Raw genomic sequence first — 19661 nt, 5'->3', positions numbered from 1 at the left:
GCACAAGAGATTCAAGAAGCTAAAAAAGAAGCACAAGCAGAAACAGATAAAAGTGCAGCTGTATCAAATGAAGAACCAAAAGCAGTGGCATTGAAAGCACAACAAGCAGCGATAAAAGAAGAAGCAAGTGCAAATAATTTAAGTGATACATCACAAGAGGCACAAGAGGTTCAAGAAGCTAAAAAAGAAGCACAAGCAGAGAAAGACAGTGACACATTAACTAAAGATGCAAGTGCAGCAAAGGTAGAAGTATCAAAACCAGAGTCACAAGCTGAAAGATTAGCAAACGCTGCAAAACAGAAGCAAGCTAAATTAACACCAGGTTCAAAAGAGAGTCAATTAACTGAAGCGTTATTTGCAGAAAAACCAGTTGCTAAAAATGACTTGAAAGAAATTCCTCAATTAGTTACTAAAAAGAACGATGTATCAGAGACAGAGACAGTTAATACAGATAATAAAGACACTGTTAAACAAAAAGAAGCTAAATTTGAAAATGGTGTTATTACACGTAAAGCTGATGAAAAAACAACTAATAATACAGCTGTTGACAAGAAATCAGGTAAACAATCTAAAAAAACAACACCTTCAAATAAACGAAATGCATCAAAAGCATCTACAAATAAAACTTCAGGTCAGAAAAAGCAACATAATAAGAAATCATCACAAGGTGCAAAGAAACAAAGTAGTTCAAGTAAGTCAACTCAAAAGAATAATCAAACTAGTAATAAGAATTCAAAAACAACAAATGCTAAATCATCCAATGCATCAAAAACGCCAAATGCTAAAGTTGAGAAAGCTAAAAGTAAAATAGAGAAACGTACATTCAATGACTAAGATTACTAAAATCGTTTAATAATCAATCATAGCAGTAAGCTATGTATTATATTTTTAAAAATTGAATTTCAAAATAAAAGGTAGGCATTCAGGTGCTTACCTTTTTTGATATCATCAGTTTATTTTGAAAGGCAACGCAATCATTCCATGTATTTATGTTGTTTGTAACATCGTTAGATTACAATAGTGATATTGCACATTTTAAGCTGAAGATGGAAAAATATTCGATAATCAAATAAACAATGAATCTTAGAAGGTACAATGACGTTCACTAATTCAAATATAGCCGCATATGTTGGTGAGTGATGTTCACTATAGATTTATATTAATATACAAAGACAAAGGTTGTTAATTTTTATTAAGCGTTAGGTTGAATGTATGAGAATTTTAGATTTATAATAGAAGATAGAAACGAAAATTTTTCTTAAAAGCAGTAATGTTGACTCAAAATAAGCTATAATAATGACACTTATTTAATTGATTAACATTTGCTAATAAATATCAATATAGAATATAACTTTTCAATAATGACTGAGAAAATCGAAGTGTCAGTCTCGAATCATATAATTAGAAAATTGATTATTTTCTGTCAATTTAGGGTTGAACTATACATATGATATTGTTAGAATATTTTTTAACATTATATTTTATTGCTTTAAAGTGGAATATACTTGAAATAATTAGTAGAGGTGAGTAAGGATGAGTAATAAATTAGAATCATACAGAAGTGAGATTGTATCACTGAATCATCAAATTTTAGACTTATTATCTAAACGTGGTGAACTAGCACAAAAAATTGGGGAAGAAAAATTAAAACAAGGTACACGTATCTATGATCCACAACGTGAAAAAGAAATGCTTAACGACTTAATCGATAGTAACAAAGGACCATTCAACGATAATACTATTAAGCAATTATTTAAAGAAATTTTCAAAGCCTCTACAGATTTACAAAAATCTGAAAATGAAAAACATTTATATGTATCACGTAAGTTGAAACCTGAAGATACGATTGTAACATTTGATAATGGGGGCATTATTGGAGACGGCAATAAATCATTTGTATTTGGGCCATGTTCAGTTGAATCATTTGAACAAGTTGAAGCTGTTGCTAAAAACTTACATGCTAAAGGTGAAAAATTTATTCGTGGCGGTGCTTTTAAACCACGTACATCGCCTTATGACTTCCAAGGCCTAGGTGTTGAAGGACTTAAAATACTTAAACAGATTAAAGATAAATACGATTTAAATGTAGTTAGTGAAATTGTAAATCCTAATGATTTTGAAGTAGCCGATGAATATTTAGATGTATTCCAAATTGGTGCACGTAATATGCAAAACTTTGAGTTATTAAAAGAAGCTGGGCGTACGAAAAAGCCTATTCTATTAAAACGTGGTTTATCTGCTACAATCGAAGAGTTTGTTTATGCAGCTGAATACATTGCTTCACAAGGTAATCAAAACATTATTTTATGTGAACGCGGAATCCGAACTTATGAAAAGGCGACACGTAACACTTTAGATATTTCAGCAGTACCAATTTTAAAACAAGGTACACACTTACCAGTCATGGTAGATGTTACGCATAGTACAGGTCGTAAAGATATCATGTTACCAACTGCGAAAGCAGCATTAGCAGTAGGTGCTGATGGTGTTATGGCTGAGGTGCATCCAGATCCATCTGTTGCACTTAGTGATGCGGGTCAACAAATGGATTTAGATGAATTCCAAGCATTTTATGATGAATTAAAGCCTTTAGCTGATTTATATAACGCTAAAAAGTTAAAATAATATTCCAAGGAGACTATAGACTACTTAACTAATATGTCATGATGAAGTAGAATATTATCTTTGAATCGACAATTTTAAACTAGTAGCCAATCTAAGAGTATATTACTTTTAGATTGGCTATTATTTTTTGTATAGAAATAAAGGTATACTGCACTTAACGATTGTTATAATACTTCGACACTTGTTCAATTTCACAATTATTAAAGATTATGACTGATAGCAGTAATTAAAATTATAACTATGAATTATCTGTAAAATATAATAGATTCACACATTTGTTACTGAAATGTGAATATTTTTCAACAAATGCAATTGATATTTGAAAAGGCTTTCTCAAAATATTACAATTAAAAATGAAAAAAGTTTATATAAAATTAAAATATATCGTTCGTTATCATTTAGCGGTTGTTTTTATTTCAAGCTTTTCGCTAAATTTTTCCAAACAAAAATATGTTACTGTAAATTAAAATATGGTAAACTATGAAAATGAAATGAAAACATGTTATTATAATGAATAAAACGTTTACAAGGAGGAAATTATGACAGTTACTATATATGATGTAGCAAGAGAAGCGCGTGTCTCTATGGCCACAGTGTCGCGTGTTGTTAATGGGAACCAAAATGTTAAAGCAGAAACTAAAAATAAAGTTAACGAAGTCATTAAGCGTTTGAATTATCGTCCAAATGCTGTTGCTAGAGGTTTAGCTAGTAAAAAGACAACAACAGTAGGTGTGATCATTCCAGATATATCTAATATCTATTATTCACAACTTGCTCGTGGACTTGAAGATATTGCAACAATGTATAAATATCACTCAATTATTTCAAATTCAGATAACGATCCTGAAAAGGAAAAAGAAATTTTTAATAACTTATTAAGTAAACAAGTTGATGGTATTATTTTCCTTGGTGGTACAATTACTGAAGAAATGAAAGAATTGATAAATCAATCATCTGTACCTGTAGTAGTATCAGGAACAAATGGTAAGGATGCACATATAGCATCAGTTAATATTGATTTTACTGAAGCTGCGAAAGAAATTACGGGAGAATTAATTGAAAAAGGCGCTAAATCATTTGCTTTAGTAGGTGGAGAACATTCTAAAAAAGCTCAAGAAGATGTTTTAGAAGGTTTAACTGAAGTGTTAAATAAAAATGGTCTTCAATTAGGTGATACATTGAATTGTTCTGGTGCTGAAAGTTATAAAGAAGGCGTAAAAGCTTTTGCCAAAATGAAAGGTAATCTTCCAGATGCTATATTATGTATTAGTGACGAAGAAGCTATTGGTATTATGCATAGTGCAATGGATGCTGGTATTAAAGTTCCAGAGGAATTACAAATTATTAGTTTCAATAATACACGTTTAGTTGAGATGGTTAGACCACAACTTTCTAGTGTTATTCAACCATTATATGATATCGGTGCAGTAGGGATGCGCTTATTAACAAAATATATGAATGATGAAAAGATAGAAGAACCAAATGTAGTTTTACCTCACAGAATTGAATACCGAGGAACTACAAAATAAATTCACAAAATTAGGCATTCATCTAACGACCCGAATTATATGGGTGTTGGAAGAATGCCTTTTATTTATCTTTTAAAATCGTTGCAGATTATGTTACTTATTGACGAGTAGATTCGTACCAACTCGCTATATGTAAAGCTAATTTTTTATTTTTTTCACTAATTTCTTTTGTGCGAGGGACATAGGTATAATCATTTAAACGATCTTCCCATCTTTTAGGTAATAATTCAGATGAATAATGTTTCCATTTATTAATCCATTCTAACGGTAAATAACCACTTTGAATTGGTTGATCAATTAAACTTAAGAATACATGACTCCATGCACGTGGTACGACTCTCCAAATATTGTAGCCTCCGCCACCAAACATAATTACCTTTCCATTCGTATAAGAATCAGCTAAATATTTTACAAAATATGGAATTTCATATAATGAATGTAACGTACAATTTAGATGAGTTAGTGGATCACGATAATGTATATCGACACCATTTACGCTTAGAATAATATCAGGTTTAAAACTCTTTACGACAGGCTCAACTGTTAATTTAAAACACTCCAAAAATGATGCATCTTCTGTATACGGTTCAAGTGGGACATTTACAGTGTGTCCATAGCCGATATCTTCACCGCGCTCAGTATAGTGACCAGAGCCTGGGAAAAGAAATTTTCCGGTTTCATGGATAGAATAAGTAGTAACATGGTTATCGGCATAGAAACTCCATTGTGTACCATCTCCATGATGTGCATCGGTATCTATGATTAAAACGCGTTGATTGTATTCTTTAGCTAAGTATTGTGCGGTAATTGCAATATCATTGTATATACAAAAACCACTAGCTCGACCAGGTTGAGCGTGATGCAATCCACCACCTAAGTGACAACCATTTAATACTTTGCCTGACATAATAAGATCTGCTAAAGTTAAAGCGCCTCCAACAATTGTGGCACTATGGCGGTGCATATGCTTAAATTGACCATTCTCTTCATCATTTAATCCATATTTCTTAGCCTCATCTTCACTGATAATGCCATGTGAAGCATGCTTAATTGCTTCGACGTAATCATATTTATGAATTAACATTAATTCGTCATCTGTTGCAATTCTAGGTTGTACTATTTGTTCTGGAGACAATAAATTTGCATTCAAAAGTAGCTCTGTTGTTAATTTTAAACGCATTTGATTGAAGGGATGTTGGTCATGAAATCGATATTGTAATAACTTATCTGAATAAACATATGCAGTTTTTGATGAATGTTGTTGCATATAATCCCTCCGATATTCCAAAAATTAAAAGAAAAACCGATTCATATAACGAATATCATCAAACGCTTGTTGCTGTTCTAATGTAATATTTTTGCCAATTCTTGCCATTAAACAATTAGCTGGATGACTTGTTATTTCTGGATCATCTGTAGCGAATATTTCAAGTCCACCAGTTGCCATTAACCGCTGCATTAATTTTTTATAGTCAAATACATCTAACTTTGAATTTTTTAAATCCCAATGCCAGTAATATTCAGTAGTTATAACGATATAATCCTCGAATTCTGGTGTAGAAAGGCTAAGTTGTATTAGCTTTTCTGCAAGATGTAATTGCCTAAAATTGATGCTGACTTCAATTGCCCCCAATTCGATTAAATATGGAAGGTTACCTGTAGACCAGCGCTCAATTTCATCAGGATAGTGGAAAGTGACATAACCCACAATGAGTTGATCTTGGCGAGCAACATAAATTCTACCTTCTGGTAATGTTGTAATTTCTAACAAAGCTTCATACTGATCTTCAGCATCTCTAAATGCGGTTAAATGCGCATCGAAAGTAAGCGCTTTCAAATCTTCGTATGTTAAAGGACCTTCAATAACAAATTGCTTGTCATGAATGTAATAATCTTCGGATTGATACGTCTTTAAATGATTCATATTTTCAACTCCTCAATCGACGTCGTGATTGTATTAAATTCATTATATAGAAAATTTACAATAATTAATACTAGAAAAAGGATAAAAGTAAAAATTTTGAATAATTAGAAATGTTATGTATAATATTGAGAAAGAAAGCGTTTTCACATAACAAAGGGGGAGTTTCAAATGAAAGTCGAAGTTTATAAAGGAGCGCAAGGTAAACATAACCTTAAAGATTATGAAGAAATATATAATACTTTTGATTGGAAAGACGTAGAACAAGCATTTTCTTGGAGTGAAACTGGAAAAATGAACATGGCATATGAATGTATAGATCGCCATGTAGATCAAGGATTAGGGGATAAAATAGCGTTAAATTACAAAGATGAGTACAGAAAAGAATCGTATACTTATAAAGATATGCAACGGTTATCTAATAAAGCAGCGAATGTTTTGTCTGAACATGCAGAAGTTGCCAAAGGTGACAGAGTATTTATATTTATGTCGCGTACACCTGAACTATATTTTGCGTTGTTAGGTGTTTTAAAAATTGGTGCAATTGTTGGGCCGTTATTTGAAGCATTTATGGAAAAGGCAGTTGCGGATAGATTAGAGAACAGTGAAGCTAAAGTGTTAATTACTAATAAGGCATTGTTACCTCGAGTACCTGTAGATAAATTACCGAACTTGAAAAAAATTGTTGTCGTAGATGAGGATGTAGAAGACAATTACATAGACTTCATTAGTTTGATGGAAACTGCTAGCGATGAATTTGACATTGAATGGTTAAAGTCGGATGATGGTTTGATTTTACATTATACATCAGGTTCTACTGGGCAACCTAAAGGTGTATTGCATGTTCAACAAGCAATGTTAGTGCACTATATTTCTGGAAAATATGTATTAGATTTACAAGAAGATGATGTTTATTGGTGTACAGCAGATCCAGGTTGGGTTACAGGAACATCTTATGGTATTTTTGCACCATGGTTAAATGGCGCTACAAATTGTATAGCTGGTGGTCGCTTTTCACCAGAACAGTGGTATAGTATGATTGAAGATTTTAAAGTGACGATTTGGTATACGGCACCAACAGCTTTAAGAATGTTAATGAGTGCTGGTGACGATATTGTTGAGAAATATGACTTGTCATCGTTACGTTCGATTCTATCAGTAGGTGAGCCTTTAAATCCTGAAGTTATGAAATGGGCGAAAAAAGTATACGGTTTAACGGTGTTAGATACTTGGTGGATGACAGAAACAGGTGGACATATGATTGTTAACTATCCAACGATGGACGTCAAGCTTGGCTCAATGGGCAAACCATTACCTGGTATTCAAGCTGCAATTATCGATGATGCAGGTAATGAATTACCACCAAATCGAATGGGCAACCTTGCTATAAAAAAAGGCTGGCCATCAATGATGTATCGTATCTGGAAGAATCCAGAAAAATATAAATCATATTTTATTGGAGACTGGTATGTATCTGGTGATTCGGCATATAAAGATGAAGATGGTTACTTCTGGTTCCAAGGACGTGTTGATGATGTAATTATGACAGCTGGTGAACGAGTTGGACCATTTGAGGTTGAGTCTAAATTGGTTGAACACGAAGCAGTTGCCGAAGCGGGAATTATTGGTAAACCTGATCCGGTTCGCGGTGAAATAATTAAGGCGTTTGTTGCATTGAGAAAAGGATATGAACCAACAGACGAATTAAAAGAAGAAATTCGTTTATTTGTTAAAGAAGGTTTGTCGGCACATGCAGCACCACGTGAAATCGAATTTAAAGATAAATTACCTAAAACACGGTCAGGTAAAATTATGAGACGTGTATTAAAAGCTTGGGAATTAAATTTAGATGCTGGGGATTTAAGTACAATGGAATAATGACATGAATGTTATTGAAGATTTCTTTCGAAGAATAAAGGGAGACAACATATTTCATGTTAATATTTAAATATTAGTTTACTTTATGATAAGCAATATAAAGAGCTGTTAACTTGTGTCATATCATTTCGTAGAAAGCATTTGAAAATGATGACATAACAATAATGGCATATCTTTATATTGCTTTTTATTTTTAATATGATCTTTGGAAGATGATTATTTTAAATAATAGAAAAATATAGTTATCAATAGTATCAAGCGCTAAAAGTTGTATAATGCAAAACTTTAATAAGTGAATTTATTGCAAAAATGAAAGCGCTAACCCGATTTAGTCGACAAGTTTTTAACAGTTCGTTATTATATGAATGTAAGTAAAAATTTCTTAGCTACAACTTACATATTTAAAATGCATAAATTAAACAAAAAGGGGCGAAAAAAGTTGACTCATTTATCAGATTTAGATATTGCGAATCAATCAACACTACAACCAATTAAGGATATTGCTGCATCAGTAGGTATTTCAGAGGATGCATTAGAACCTTATGGTCATTACAAAGCTAAAATCGACATTAATAAAATAACGCCAAGAGAAAACAAAGGGAAAGTTGTTTTAGTAACTGCGATGAGCCCAACACCAGCTGGTGAAGGTAAATCAACGGTTACAGTTGGTTTAGCTGATGCATTCCATGAGTTAAATAAAAACGTTATGGTTGCATTAAGAGAGCCTGCTTTAGGACCAACATTTGGTATCAAAGGTGGTGCGACTGGTGGTGGTTATGCGCAAGTCTTACCTATGGAAGATATCAACTTACATTTCAACGGAGATTTCCATGCGATTACAACTGCAAATAATGCATTGTCTGCGTTTATCGATAATCATATTCACCAAGGTAATGAATTAGGAATCGATCAAAGACGTATTGAATGGAAACGTGTATTAGATATGAATGATCGTGCACTTAGACATGTAAACGTTGGGTTAGGTGGGCCTACAAATGGTGTACCACGTGAAGATGGCTTTAATATTACAGTAGCGTCTGAAATTATGGCGATTTTATGTTTAAGTAGAAGTATTAAAGACTTAAAAGATAAAATTAGTCGTATTACTATTGGTTACACTAGAGATCGCAAGCCAGTTACAGTTGCAGATTTAAAAGTGGAAGGTGCACTTGCAATGATTTTAAAAGATGCAATTAAACCAAACTTAGTACAATCAATTGAAGGGACACCTGCATTAGTTCATGGTGGACCATTTGCGAATATCGCACACGGTTGTAACTCAATTTTAGCAACTGAAACAGCACGTGATTTAGCTGATATCGTTGTAACGGAAGCTGGATTTGGTTCAGACTTAGGCGCTGAAAAATTCATGGATATTAAAGCGCGTGAAGCAGGATTTGATCCGGCAGCTGTCGTTGTTGTTGCGACAATTCGTGCGTTAAAAATGCATGGTGGTGTAGCGAAAGATAATTTAAAAGAAGAAAATGTAGAAGCAGTAAAAGCAGGAATTGTTAATTTAGAGCGTCATGTTAATAATATTAAAAAATTCGGTGTAGAACCGGTTGTTGCAATTAATGCATTTATACATGATACTGATGCAGAAGTAGAATATGTAAAATCTTGGGCTAAAGAAAATAATGTACGAATTGCCTTAACTGAAGTTTGGGAAAAAGGTGGTAAAGGTGGCGTTGACTTAGCAAATGAAGTATTAGAAGTCATTGATCAACCTAATTCATTTAAACCTTTATATGAATTAGAATTACCATTAGAGCAAAAGATTGAAAAGATTGTGACTGAAATCTATGGCGGTTCAAAAGTAACGTTTAGCAGTAAAGCGCAAAAACAATTAAAACAATTTAAAGAAAATGGTTGGGATAATTACCCAGTATGTATGGCGAAAACACAATATTCATTCTCAGATGATCAAACGTTGTTAGGTGCACCATCAGGATTTGAAATTACAATTCGTGAATTAGAAGCGAAAACAGGTGCAGGATTTATCGTAGCGTTGACAGGTGCAATCATGACTATGCCTGGTTTACCTAAAAAACCAGCAGCATTAAACATGGATGTTACTGATGATGGTCATGCAATTGGGTTATTCTAATAAATCATGTCAATTGTTTAATAAAGATAAGTAAATAGTTTAATAGACCGGACTGTTGGAGATGCATTATTTCAGCAGTTCGGTTTTTTGCTGTGCTAAAAATAGATTCAATTTGGCGAATCTAACGACAATGTTTGAAGGTGGTTAATTAATGTATATGAAGATAAAAAGTGGGCTTGAAGAATAGGAAAGCGATGCAATGAATATTACATATTAAAAAAAGTTAATAAAATAGGTTGCAATATTTAATTGGGATGCGCTACAATTAACACTAATAATTGATATTGATAATTATTATCAATTAAATATAATCTTATAGGAGTTGTTAACAACATGAACAAACATCACCCAAAATTAAGGTCTTTCTATTCTATTAGAAAATCAACTCTAGGCGTTGCATCGGTCATTGTCAGTACACTATTTTTAATTACTTCTCAACATCAAGCGCAAGCAGCAGAAAATACAAATACTTCAGATAAAATCTCGGAAAATCAAAATAATAATGCAACTACAACTCAGCCACCAAAGGATACAAATCAAACACAACCTGCTACGCAACCAGCAAACACTGCGAAAAACTATCCTGCAGCGGATGAATCACTTAAAGATGCAATTAAAGATCCTGCATTAGAAAATAAAGAACATGATATAGGTCCAAGAGAACAAGTCAATTTCCAATTATTAGATAAAAACAATGAAACGCAGTACTATCACTTTTTCAGCATCAAAGATCCAGCAGATGTGTATTACACTAAAAAGAAAGCAGAAGTTGAATTAGACATCAATACTGCTTCAACATGGAAAAAGTTTGAAGTCTATGAAAACAATCAAAAATTGCCAGTGAGACTTGTATCATATAGTCCTGTACCAGAAGACCATGCCTATATTCGATTCCCAGTTTCAGATGGCACACAAGAATTGAAAATTGTTTCTTCGACTCAAATTGATGATGGAGAAGAAACAAATTATGATTATACTAAATTAGTATTTGCTAAACCTATTTATAACGATCCTTCACTTGTAAAATCAGATACAAATGATGCAGTAGTAACGAATGATCAATCAAGTTCAGTCGCAAGTAATCAAACAAACACGAATACATCTAATCAAAATACATCAACGATCAACAATGCTAATAATCAACCGCAGGCAACGACCAATATGAGTCAACCTGCACAACCAAAATCGTCAACGAATGCAGATCAAGCGTCAAGCCAACCAGCTCATGAAACAAATTCTAATGGTAATACTAACGATAAAACGAATGAGTCAAGTAATCAGTCGGATGTTAATCAACAGTATCCACCAGCAGATGAATCACTACAAGATGCAATTAAAAACCCGGCTATCATCGATAAAGAACATACAGCTGATAATTGGCGACCAATTGATTTTCAAATGAAAAATGATAAAGGTGAAAGACAGTTCTATCATTATGCTAGTACTGTTGAACCAGCAACTGTCATTTTTACAAAAACAGGACCAATAATTGAATTAGGTTTAAAGACAGCTTCAACATGGAAGAAATTTGAAGTTTATGAAGGTGACAAAAAGTTACCAGTCGAATTAGTATCATATGATTCTGATAAAGATTATGCCTATATTCGTTTCCCAGTATCTAATGGTACGAGAGAAGTTAAAATTGTGTCATCTATTGAATATGGTGAGAACATCCATGAAGACTATGATTATACGCTAATGGTCTTTGCACAGCCTATTACTAATAACCCAGACGACTATGTGGATGAAGAAACATACAATTTACAAAAATTATTAGCTCCGTATCACAAAGCTAAAACGTTAGAAAGACAAGTTTATGAATTAGAAAAATTACAAGAGAAATTGCCAGAAAAATATAAGGCGGAATATAAAAAGAAATTAGATCAAACTAGAGTAGAGTTAGCTGATCAAGTTAAATCAGCAGTGACGGAATTTGAAAATGTTACACCTACAAATGATCAATTAACAGATTTACAAGAAGCGCATTTTGTTGTTTTTGAAAGTGAAGAAAATAGTGAGTCAGTTATGGACGGCTTTGTTGAACATCCATTCTATACAGCAACTTTAAATGGTCAAAAATATGTAGTGATGAAAACAAAGGATGACAGTTACTGGAAAGATTTAATTGTAGAAGGTAAACGTGTCACTACTGTTTCTAAAGATCCTAAAAATAATTCTAGAACGCTGATTTTCCCATATATACCTGACAAAGCAGTTTACAATGCGATTGTTAAAGTCGTTGTGGCAAACATTGGTTATGAAGGTCAATATCATGTCAGAATTATAAATCAGGATATCAATACAAAAGATGATGATACATCACAAAATAACACGAGTGAACCGCTAAATGTACAAACAGGACAAGAAGATAAGGTTGCTGATACAGATGTAGCTGAAAATAGCAGCACTGCAACAAATCCTAAAGATGCGTCTGATAAAGCAGATGTGATAGAACCAGAGTCTGACATGGTTAAAGATACTGATAGTAGTGTTGACAAAGATGCGCATCTAAATATTGATCATTCATCAACAAATATGATGAATAACAATCACTTCGATAAGTATGATTTAAAAGAAATGGATACTCAAATTGCCAAAGATACTGATAGAAATGTGGATAAAGATGCCGATAATAGCGTTGGTATGTCATCGAATGTCGATACTGATAAAGACTCTAATAAAAATAAAGACAAAGTCATACAGCTGAATCATATTGCCGATAAAAATAATCATACTGGAAAAGCAGCAAAGCTTGACGTAGTGAAACAAAATTATAATAATACAGACAAAGTTACTGACAAAAAAATAACTGAACATCTGCCGAGTGATATTCATAAAACTGTAGATAAAACAGTGAAAACAAAAGAAAAAGCCGGCACACCATCGAAAGAAAACAAACTTAGTCAATCTAAAATGCTACCAAAAACTGGAGAAACAACTTCAAGCCAATCATGGTGGGGCTTATATGCGTTATTAGGTATGTTAGCTTTATTCATTCCTAAATTCAGAAAAGAATCTAAATAATTAACTAAATATAGCATATGTATGATTAACTTTGTAGACAATGTGAAAGCAATTAATTTATAAACTATTGATTGGTTTAATGGCTTTCCTTTAGAGTAAATAAAAAGAACAGCAGTGAGAAATTTTCTAATTGAAAATAATCTTACTGCTGTTTTTAATATTTGGATTCATTGTTGTGGTTACTTTAAAAAGTGAGCATCAATTAACGCTTTTTTCGATTTAACAAATGTGATTTAATATCATATTTTAATGCGTCGTTGTATTCTTTTTCAGTGATTTGATCTTCGATTAACATACGCTTTAATACATAATGTTGTCTTTGGATACTATATTTCAAATCTTTATCCGATTTTAATGTTCCATCTTTTTCGTAGGGTGTATAGCCATATGGGCTTTGCAACAAACCGATAAGGTATGCAGATTGTGCAATTGATAAATCTTTTGGTGGAATACCAAACAAACTATATGAAGCGGATGCAATTCCGGAAATATTAGCGCCATTATAATCTCTACCGAAGGGAACTATATTTAAATATGTATATATAATTTCATCTTTTGAGAGTAGGTGTTCTAATCTAATTGCTAGGCGAAGTTCATTTGCTTTTCTACTATATGTTTTTTCGTTGGTAAGAACTTGATTTTTAACAAGTTGTTGTGTAATTGTGCTACCACCTGAACTTTGATCAGTATTAAAAATATCTTGTATCATTGCTCTTAAAATCGCCTTTGGTAAGATGCCATCATGTTTATAAAATAAAGTGTCTTCAGATGACGTTAATGCTTTAATGACATTTGGACTTGATGTTTTAGGGCCTATAATGAGTGAGTTTTGAGAATGGTTATACTCATATAATAAATTTTTGTTATTATGATCTAATAATTCATCGCCAGGTATTTGTCGAACTTTTTTTATTAAAGCATCATCTGATAATGAGTCGGACGTTTTAGTTAAATGATGAAAATATAAAGACATCGCAATCACAGCGATAGCAACGATGGCAATGAAAATCATAAATATAAAAACAATGACATGTTTGATAGCTTTATATATCTTTTCAAAATGATATATACGATGATTCAATTGATGATTGTTGTCTTGATTCGTCATCTTTAACCTCCTAAATTACGTATAGTATACCATATTTAAGCAATTTGACTTTTATTTTAACGTTAATTATAATTAGGGAAAATGCATAAAGAATAGGATAAAAGGACAAGTAATATTATTTGAAATCATCAGAGAGCTAGTGGTCGCTGTGAACTAGTGTTTTTAATAATATGAATACACCTTTATAACTAACATGTCCTACGTTTATTAATGAACGTATCATTAATAGAGTGAACATTATCTTATGATTATGTTTAAGTTTGGTGGTAACGTGCAATCGCGCCCTTACATATTTGTTGTAAGGGTTTTTTTTACGTTCAAAAAACTTTAAAGTATTTTAACAAGTATTCAATAAATAATTATAAATAGGAGGAAATAATAATGACGAATGTATTAATTGAAGATTTAAAATGGAGAGGTCTTATTTATCAACAAACTGATGAACAAGGTATTGAAGATTTATTAAATAAAGAACAAGTGACGTTATACTGCGGTGCCGATCCAACGGCAGATAGTTTACATATTGGTCACTTACTACCATTCTTAACATTAAGACGTTTTCAAGAACATGGACATCGTCCTATCGTTTTAATTGGCGGTGGTACAGGTATGATTGGTGATCCATCAGGTAAATCAGAAGAACGTGTGCTACAAACAGAAGAACAAGTAGATAAAAATATCGAAGGTATTTGTAAGCAAATGCACAATATTTTTGAATTTGGAACAGACCATGGTGCAGTGCTTGTTAATAATAGAGACTGGTTAGGACAAATCTCATTAATTAGTTTTTTACGTGACTATGGTAAACACGTCGGCGTTAATTACATGTTAGGTAAAGATTCAATCCAAAGTCGTTTAGAACATGGTATTTCATATACAGAATTCACATACACGATTTTACAAGCTATTGATTTCGGTCATTTGAATAGAGAATTGAATTGTAAGATTCAAGTAGGTGGATCAGATCAATGGGGTAATATCACAAGTGGTATTGAATTAATGCGTCGTATGTATGGTCAAACAGACGCATACGGTTTAACTATTCCGCTTGTAACTAAATCAGATGGTAAGAAATTTGGTAAGTCTGAGTCAGGTGCTGTTTGGTTAGATGCTGAAAAAACAAGTCCTTATGAATTTTATCAATTCTGGATTAATCAATCAGACGAAGATGTAATTAAATTCTTAAAATACTTTACTTTCTTAGGAAAAGAAGAAATTGATCGCTTAGAACAATCTAAAAATGAAGCACCGCATTTACGTGAAGCTCAAAAAACATTAGCTGAAGAAGTAACTAAATTTATTCATGGTGAAGATGCATTAAATGATGCAATCCGTATTTCACAAGCATTATTTAGTGGTGATTTAAAATCATTATCAGCGAAAGAATTAAAAGATGGATTTAAAGATGTGCCTCAAGTGACATTATCAAATGACACAACAAATATCGTTGAAGTCCTTATTGAAACAGGCATTTCTCCTTCTAAACGACAAGCACGTGAAGATGTTAACAATGGTGCGATTTATATTAATGGTGAGAGACAACAAGATGTTAATTATGCTTTAGCACCAGAAGATAAAATTGATGGCGAATTTACGATTATTCGTCGCGGTAAGAAAAAATACTTCATGGTTAACTATCAATAAATATAATTGCATAGCTAAATAAATTAGAGCCTACTCATATTCATTCCTAAGAATGTAATGAGTAGGCTCTTAATGTACTTTTCTGTCTGTAAATTATCTAAAGAAATCTCTATCGCCTTGGCCAGGTGATTGACGTTCTGATCGGCTTTGACGTTTTGGTTGTTCTTTTTGTTGTTTTAATTTCACTTTAACTTCTTTTGTTTTACCATCACGGATAACGGTAACAGTGACTGATTCACCAGGTTTTTTATTTTCATATAAATAGCTTCTTAAATCAACATCATCTTTAATTTTCTTGCCATCAATTTCTGTAATAATATCACCTTTTTTAAGATCAATATCACTATCAGCTTTGGCGACATAAATACCGTCTTCTCTATCAGTATGAAGTTGCTCGCGCTCTTCTTCAGGAATATCTTTCAAATTAATTAAACCAATACCAATCGAAGGGCGGTCAATTTTACCATGTTTTACAAGTTGTTCAATTGTTACTTTAACTTCATTACTTGGAATAGCAAACCCGATACCTTCAACTTGTGTCGCAGCAATTTTCATTGAGTTAATACCAACTAAATTACCATTAATATCTACTAATGCGCCACCTGAGTTACCTGGGTTAATAGCAGCATCTGTTTGAAGAACGCTAACTTTTGTATTGCCACCAGTTGTCTCAGCGTCAATCGTACGTTCGCTTGCTGAAATGATACCAGATGTTACAGAGTTAGCAAATTGTAATCCTAATGGGTTACCCATTGCGAATACGCTATCGCCAGTTTGTACTTTTGAAGAGTTGGCAAATTGAATCGCTTTAATACCTTTTGTATTTTCAATTTTAAGTACAGCAATATCAGTTACTGCATCTTTACCAACTAATTTCGCTTTAACTTGTTTTTTATTATGTAATTGGACTCTAATTTCATTTGCGCCATCAATAACATGATTGTTTGTAACGATATAAGCTGAATTGTTGTTTATTTGATAGATAACACCTGAACCTACTCCAGCTTCAGATGGTTTAGATGATTTACCTTTTAATAAGTCGTCTACACTTGATGCTTTTTGCATGTTAATAACTCCAACAATTGTAGGGGAGACAGATTTTATCATTTCATGAACGGTACCGAATTTCTTGCTTTGACCGTCTAATTGATTGCCACCTTTATTATTTGTTGTCTGAACAGTTGAACCATCTTTATTTAAAATTGTACTATTTAATACTTTGCCTATACCAAGTACTAGAAGTGCACCAATAATTCCAGCAATCAATGCAACGATGACTGTTTTAAACCATGGAAATTTAGGTCTTCTGTATCTAGGTGTTTGGCTATGGTTTGTTGTAGAATGATCTGTATGATTAAAATCTGACATACTTAACCTCCATTATATGATTTATATATGCTTTAATTATGTCTTTTTTTTATAATTATTGCTAGTAATACACTATACAACTTTAGATGTATTTTCAGACTATCTTGTTCTAGTAAAAATATAGTGATAAAATCTAGTTGTTATAAACAAATAAGTTAAGTAGGTGGCACAATGTATTCAGTGATTAGTAAGATTTTGAATTTCATTTTAGTTAAAATGTCAAAATCATTATACGTAATCGGTAAAGATAATATTCCTAAGGATAGTAAATATGTCGTAACTTGTACGCATGAAAGTTATAACGAAGTCATTATGCTAGGTATGGCATTATATCCTAATCAAATTCATTATATGGCTAAAAAAGAATTATTCAAAAATAAATGGATTGGTAAATTTTTAACGTCTTTAAATGCATTTCCTGTAGATCGTGAAAATCCAGGACCTAGTACTTTAAAACGCCCAATCAATTTGTTGAAAGATAATAAGACAGTTGGTATCTTCCCAACAGGTTCTCGCACATCGCAAGAAGGTGCACCTTTGAAACGTGGTGCTTCAACAATTGCAATGTTAAGTAAGTCACCAATATTACCTGTTGCTTATGTTGGTCCTACTAAGATTCACGGTCTTTTAACAGGACAAGCATACATAAATATTGGTAAACCAATCGATATTAACGATTTACCTAAAGATTTAAAACGAAACGAGCGTATCGATTATATTACAAAAGAGATTGAAACACGAACAGCAAAGTTACAACAAGAATTGCATGAAATTGTAAAAAGTTTATAAAATAACTTGAGGTAGAAATATAGCTGGTTAGTAAGCCTAGGTGACTATAACGGAGTATCGAAGTAGTTATTCTAGTTACATTAGTAATCTTTATATTTCTACCTTATTTTAAGAAGGATGACATTCAATGTATAAATTTTTCCAAAATTTAGGGCGTTCGTTAATGTTACCAGTTGCCATTTTACCGGCTGCAGCAATTATTGCCGGAATTGGTAATACGTTAAATGCACTTCATGCGACGCCGAAAATCGCAATGTTCTTTACTACGGTAGGTACTACGATTTTAGAGCAATTAGGTATTTTATTTGCAATTGGTGTAGCTATAGGAATGGCAAAGAAAAATGATGGTGCAGTCGCGCTTGCAGCTACGTTAGGATATTTTTTAGTTACAGTTGTATTATCACCAATGAAATTAGCGCCTTTATTAGGAATGAAAGCTTCGGAAATAAATTCAGCTTTTGAAAAGATGAATAATGGCAATGTCTTTGTTGGTATTGTAATAGGTTTAATAGCAGCTTATGCATACAATAAGTTTAGTGAAACAGAATTACCATTAGCATTATCATTTTTTAGTGGTAAACGTCTAGTTCCAATTATGACTGCATTTTACTGTACATTTTTAGTTGTCATATTGTTATTCTTATGGCCACTACTTTATTCATGGATTGTAAAATTTGGTGAATCTATAGTTGGTTTAGGATCGTTTGGTGCTTTCATATATGGTGTTGCTAACAGACTATTAATTCCTACAGGATTACATCATGCACTGAATAGTGTGTTCTGGTTTGATACGATTGGTATTAATGATATTGGTAAATTCCAAAGTGGCAAAGATGCTATAAAAGGTATTACAGGACGCTATCAAGCGGGATTCTTCCCAATCATGATGTTCGGTATTCCAGCGGCTGCGTTAGCAATGTATCATACAGCTAAAACGACTCAGAAAAAACAAGTTTACGGTTGGTTCCTAGCGAGTTCAGTTGCAGCATTTTTCGTTGGTGTTACAGAGCCGATTGAGTTTGCATTTATGTTTGTTGCGCCAATCTTATATGTTGTTCATGCGTTATTAACAGGATTATCTTTATTTATCGCAGCTACATTCCATTGGACAGCTGGATTTTCATTTAGTGCAGGTTTGATAGATTATGTGTTATCACTAATTAATCCGGTATCAAATCATCCATTGATGTTGCTTGTTCAAGGTGTTGTATTTTTCATCTTATACTATGTGATTTTCCGTGTAGTAATCCAAGTATTTAACTTGAATACGATTGGTAGAGGTGAAAATGAATTAGTTGATCCAACAGTTGTAAAAGATAATATTGCTCCTGGTGAAAATGATATTAAACAAAGTAAATATCATCAACATGCTATACAAATATTAGAAGGTTTAGGTGGTCAAGAGAATATTGTTAATTTAACTAATTGTGCAACAAGGTTGCGTCTAGAGTTAAAAGACACATCTATTATTGATCAACAGAAGATTAAAAGCGCCGGTGCAGTTGGTGTTACTGTTAATGGTAAACATTCAACTCAAGTTATTGTCGGTACACACGTACAGCAGGTTGCTGATGAAATTGAAAAACATTTATAAAATTTAAACAGCTAAAGCGCAAATCCAACTTCAATAGGGTTTGCGCTTTTTTTAGTCAAATAGTAGAATGATTT

Annotated in this window: 16 protein-coding genes and 1 pseudogene; 12 read left to right on the top strand and 5 right to left on the bottom strand. The window is 32.6% G+C overall.

Annotated elements, in window-relative coordinates; all coding sequences use genetic code 11:
• The 5 genes and pseudogenes from IDG64_RS04885 to ccpA all read left to right on the top strand — a co-directional run.
• Positions 1 to 834: pseudogene (locus IDG64_RS04885) on the top strand (hypothetical protein); the annotation flags it as partial.
• A gap of 155 nt (positions 835 to 989) precedes the next feature.
• A complete protein-coding gene (locus IDG64_RS04880) occupies positions 990 to 1073 on the top strand; it encodes a hypothetical protein (RefSeq protein ID WP_031789490.1) in 84 nt (27 codons plus the stop codon).
• A gap of 460 nt (positions 1074 to 1533) precedes the next feature.
• Complete coding sequence (locus IDG64_RS04875; protein ID WP_000066378.1) at positions 1534 to 2625, top strand: bifunctional 3-deoxy-7-phosphoheptulonate synthase/chorismate mutase; 1092 nt, start codon at positions 1534 to 1536, stop codon at positions 2623 to 2625.
• Positions 2626 to 2978: 353 nt separating this feature from the next.
• Positions 2979 to 3092, top strand: a complete 114-nt coding sequence (locus tag IDG64_RS04870; protein WP_001803513.1) for a hypothetical protein — start codon at positions 2979 to 2981, stop codon at positions 3090 to 3092.
• 72 nt (positions 3093 to 3164) lie between these two features.
• Positions 3165 to 4154, top strand: a complete 990-nt coding sequence (gene ccpA, locus IDG64_RS04865; RefSeq protein ID WP_000219066.1) for a catabolite control protein A — start codon at positions 3165 to 3167, stop codon at positions 4152 to 4154.
• Positions 4155 to 4251: 97 nt separating this feature from the next.
• Here the strand turns inward: ccpA and IDG64_RS04860 are convergent, their stop codons facing one another.
• Together IDG64_RS04860 and IDG64_RS04855 are read right to left on the bottom strand one after the other, a co-directional pair.
• The gene (locus IDG64_RS04860; RefSeq protein WP_001184005.1) at positions 4252 to 5421 is read right to left on the bottom strand and encodes an acetoin utilization protein AcuC; all 1170 of its coding nucleotides are present in this window, start codon (positions 5419 to 5421) and stop codon (positions 4252 to 4254) included.
• Between the two features lie 24 nt (positions 5422 to 5445).
• Positions 5446 to 6078, bottom strand: a complete 633-nt coding sequence (locus IDG64_RS04855; protein WP_001016005.1) for a GNAT family N-acetyltransferase — start codon at positions 6076 to 6078, stop codon at positions 5446 to 5448.
• Positions 6079 to 6246: 168 nt separating this feature from the next.
• On the opposite strand from IDG64_RS04855, the gene acsA reads away from it, so the two are divergent.
• Both acsA and IDG64_RS04845 read left to right on the top strand, forming a co-directional pair.
• On the top strand, positions 6247 to 7953 hold the full coding sequence (gene acsA / locus IDG64_RS04850; RefSeq protein WP_000862074.1) for an acetate--CoA ligase: 1707 nt from the start codon (positions 6247 to 6249) through the stop codon (positions 7951 to 7953).
• A gap of 439 nt (positions 7954 to 8392) precedes the next feature.
• The gene (locus IDG64_RS04845) at positions 8393 to 10060 is read left to right on the top strand and encodes a formate--tetrahydrofolate ligase (protein WP_000149403.1); all 1668 of its coding nucleotides are present in this window, start codon (positions 8393 to 8395) and stop codon (positions 10058 to 10060) included.
• A 245-nt stretch (positions 10061 to 10305) separates the two neighbouring features.
• Here the strand turns inward: IDG64_RS04845 and IDG64_RS04840 are convergent, their stop codons facing one another.
• Positions 10306 to 10395, bottom strand: coding sequence for a hypothetical protein (locus IDG64_RS04840; RefSeq protein ID WP_000927785.1), 90 nt, complete (start codon positions 10393 to 10395; stop codon positions 10306 to 10308).
• Here IDG64_RS04840 and harA point away from each other — a divergent pair.
• Both harA and IDG64_RS04830 read left to right on the top strand, forming a co-directional pair.
• Positions 10394 to 13084: a haptoglobin-binding heme uptake protein HarA gene (gene harA / locus IDG64_RS04835; RefSeq protein WP_001032771.1), complete on the top strand. Its 2691-nt coding sequence runs from the start codon at positions 10394 to 10396 to the stop codon at positions 13082 to 13084. The genes IDG64_RS04840 and harA overlap by 2 nt on opposite strands.
• 130 nt (positions 13085 to 13214) lie before the next feature.
• A complete protein-coding gene (locus IDG64_RS04830) occupies positions 13215 to 13307 on the top strand; it encodes a hypothetical protein (RefSeq protein WP_001789987.1) in 93 nt (30 codons plus the stop codon).
• On the opposite strand, the gene IDG64_RS04825 is transcribed toward IDG64_RS04830, so the two are convergent.
• Positions 13287 to 14192 (bottom strand): transglycosylase domain-containing protein, encoded by a 906-nt coding sequence (locus IDG64_RS04825; RefSeq protein ID WP_000184370.1) that lies wholly within the window; start codon positions 14190 to 14192, stop codon positions 13287 to 13289. The two genes, IDG64_RS04830 and IDG64_RS04825, sit on opposite strands and share 21 nt — an antisense overlap.
• A 381-nt stretch (positions 14193 to 14573) precedes the next feature.
• On the opposite strand from IDG64_RS04825, the gene tyrS reads away from it, so the two are divergent.
• Positions 14574 to 15836, top strand: a complete 1263-nt coding sequence (gene tyrS, locus IDG64_RS04820) for a tyrosine--tRNA ligase (protein WP_000186025.1) — start codon at positions 14574 to 14576, stop codon at positions 15834 to 15836.
• Between the two features lie 93 nt (positions 15837 to 15929).
• On the opposite strand, the gene IDG64_RS04815 is transcribed toward tyrS, so the two are convergent.
• Positions 15930 to 17204, bottom strand: a complete 1275-nt coding sequence (locus tag IDG64_RS04815; RefSeq protein ID WP_001279338.1) for a S1C family serine protease — start codon at positions 17202 to 17204, stop codon at positions 15930 to 15932.
• Between the two features lie 171 nt (positions 17205 to 17375).
• Here IDG64_RS04815 and IDG64_RS04810 point away from each other — a divergent pair, with 171 nt between their 5' ends.
• The gene (locus IDG64_RS04810; protein ID WP_000287588.1) at positions 17376 to 17993 is read left to right on the top strand and encodes a lysophospholipid acyltransferase family protein; all 618 of its coding nucleotides are present in this window, start codon (positions 17376 to 17378) and stop codon (positions 17991 to 17993) included.
• Positions 17994 to 18120: 127 nt separating this feature from the next.
• Positions 18121 to 19587, top strand: a complete 1467-nt coding sequence (nagE, locus tag IDG64_RS04805; protein ID WP_000276369.1) for an N-acetylglucosamine-specific PTS transporter subunit IIBC — start codon at positions 18121 to 18123, stop codon at positions 19585 to 19587.
• Positions 19588 to 19661 lie beyond the last annotated feature (74 nt).

It is taken from the genome of Staphylococcus sp. EG-SA-15 (genome assembly GCF_017151895.1).
Classification (GTDB): Bacteria; Bacillota; Bacilli; order Staphylococcales; family Staphylococcaceae; genus Staphylococcus; species Staphylococcus aureus.
Note: the sequence above shows the minus strand (reverse complement) of the source record. Positions and strands in the feature narration are given on the sequence as shown.

Excerpts from the sequence above, each read along its gene's own strand:
- IDG64_RS04880 (WP_031789490.1), top strand. The coding sequence starts at position 990 with ATGTTGTTTGTAACATCGTTAGATTACAATAGTGATATTGCACATTTT.
- IDG64_RS04875 (WP_000066378.1), top strand. The coding sequence starts at position 1,534 with ATGAGTAATAAATTAGAATCATACAGAAGTGAGATTGTATCACTGAAT.
- IDG64_RS04870 (WP_001803513.1), top strand. The coding sequence starts at position 2,979 with ATGAAAAAAGTTTATATAAAATTAAAATATATCGTTCGTTATCATTTA.
- ccpA (WP_000219066.1), top strand. The coding sequence starts at position 3,165 with ATGACAGTTACTATATATGATGTAGCAAGAGAAGCGCGTGTCTCTATG.
- IDG64_RS04860 (WP_001184005.1), bottom strand. The coding sequence starts at position 5,421 with ATGCAACAACATTCATCAAAAACTGCATATGTTTATTCAGATAAGTTA.
- IDG64_RS04855 (WP_001016005.1), bottom strand. The coding sequence starts at position 6,078 with ATGAATCATTTAAAGACGTATCAATCCGAAGATTATTACATTCATGAC.
- acsA (WP_000862074.1), top strand. The coding sequence starts at position 6,247 with ATGAAAGTCGAAGTTTATAAAGGAGCGCAAGGTAAACATAACCTTAAA.
- harA (WP_001032771.1), top strand. The coding sequence starts at position 10,394 with ATGAACAAACATCACCCAAAATTAAGGTCTTTCTATTCTATTAGAAAA.
- IDG64_RS04840 (WP_000927785.1), bottom strand. The coding sequence starts at position 10,395 with ATGTTGTTAACAACTCCTATAAGATTATATTTAATTGATAATAATTAT.
- IDG64_RS04825 (WP_000184370.1), bottom strand. The coding sequence starts at position 14,192 with ATGACGAATCAAGACAACAATCATCAATTGAATCATCGTATATATCAT.
- tyrS (WP_000186025.1), top strand. The coding sequence starts at position 14,574 with ATGACGAATGTATTAATTGAAGATTTAAAATGGAGAGGTCTTATTTAT.
- IDG64_RS04815 (WP_001279338.1), bottom strand. The coding sequence starts at position 17,204 with ATGTCAGATTTTAATCATACAGATCATTCTACAACAAACCATAGCCAA.
- IDG64_RS04810 (WP_000287588.1), top strand. The coding sequence starts at position 17,376 with ATGTATTCAGTGATTAGTAAGATTTTGAATTTCATTTTAGTTAAAATG.
- nagE (WP_000276369.1), top strand. The coding sequence starts at position 18,121 with ATGTATAAATTTTTCCAAAATTTAGGGCGTTCGTTAATGTTACCAGTT.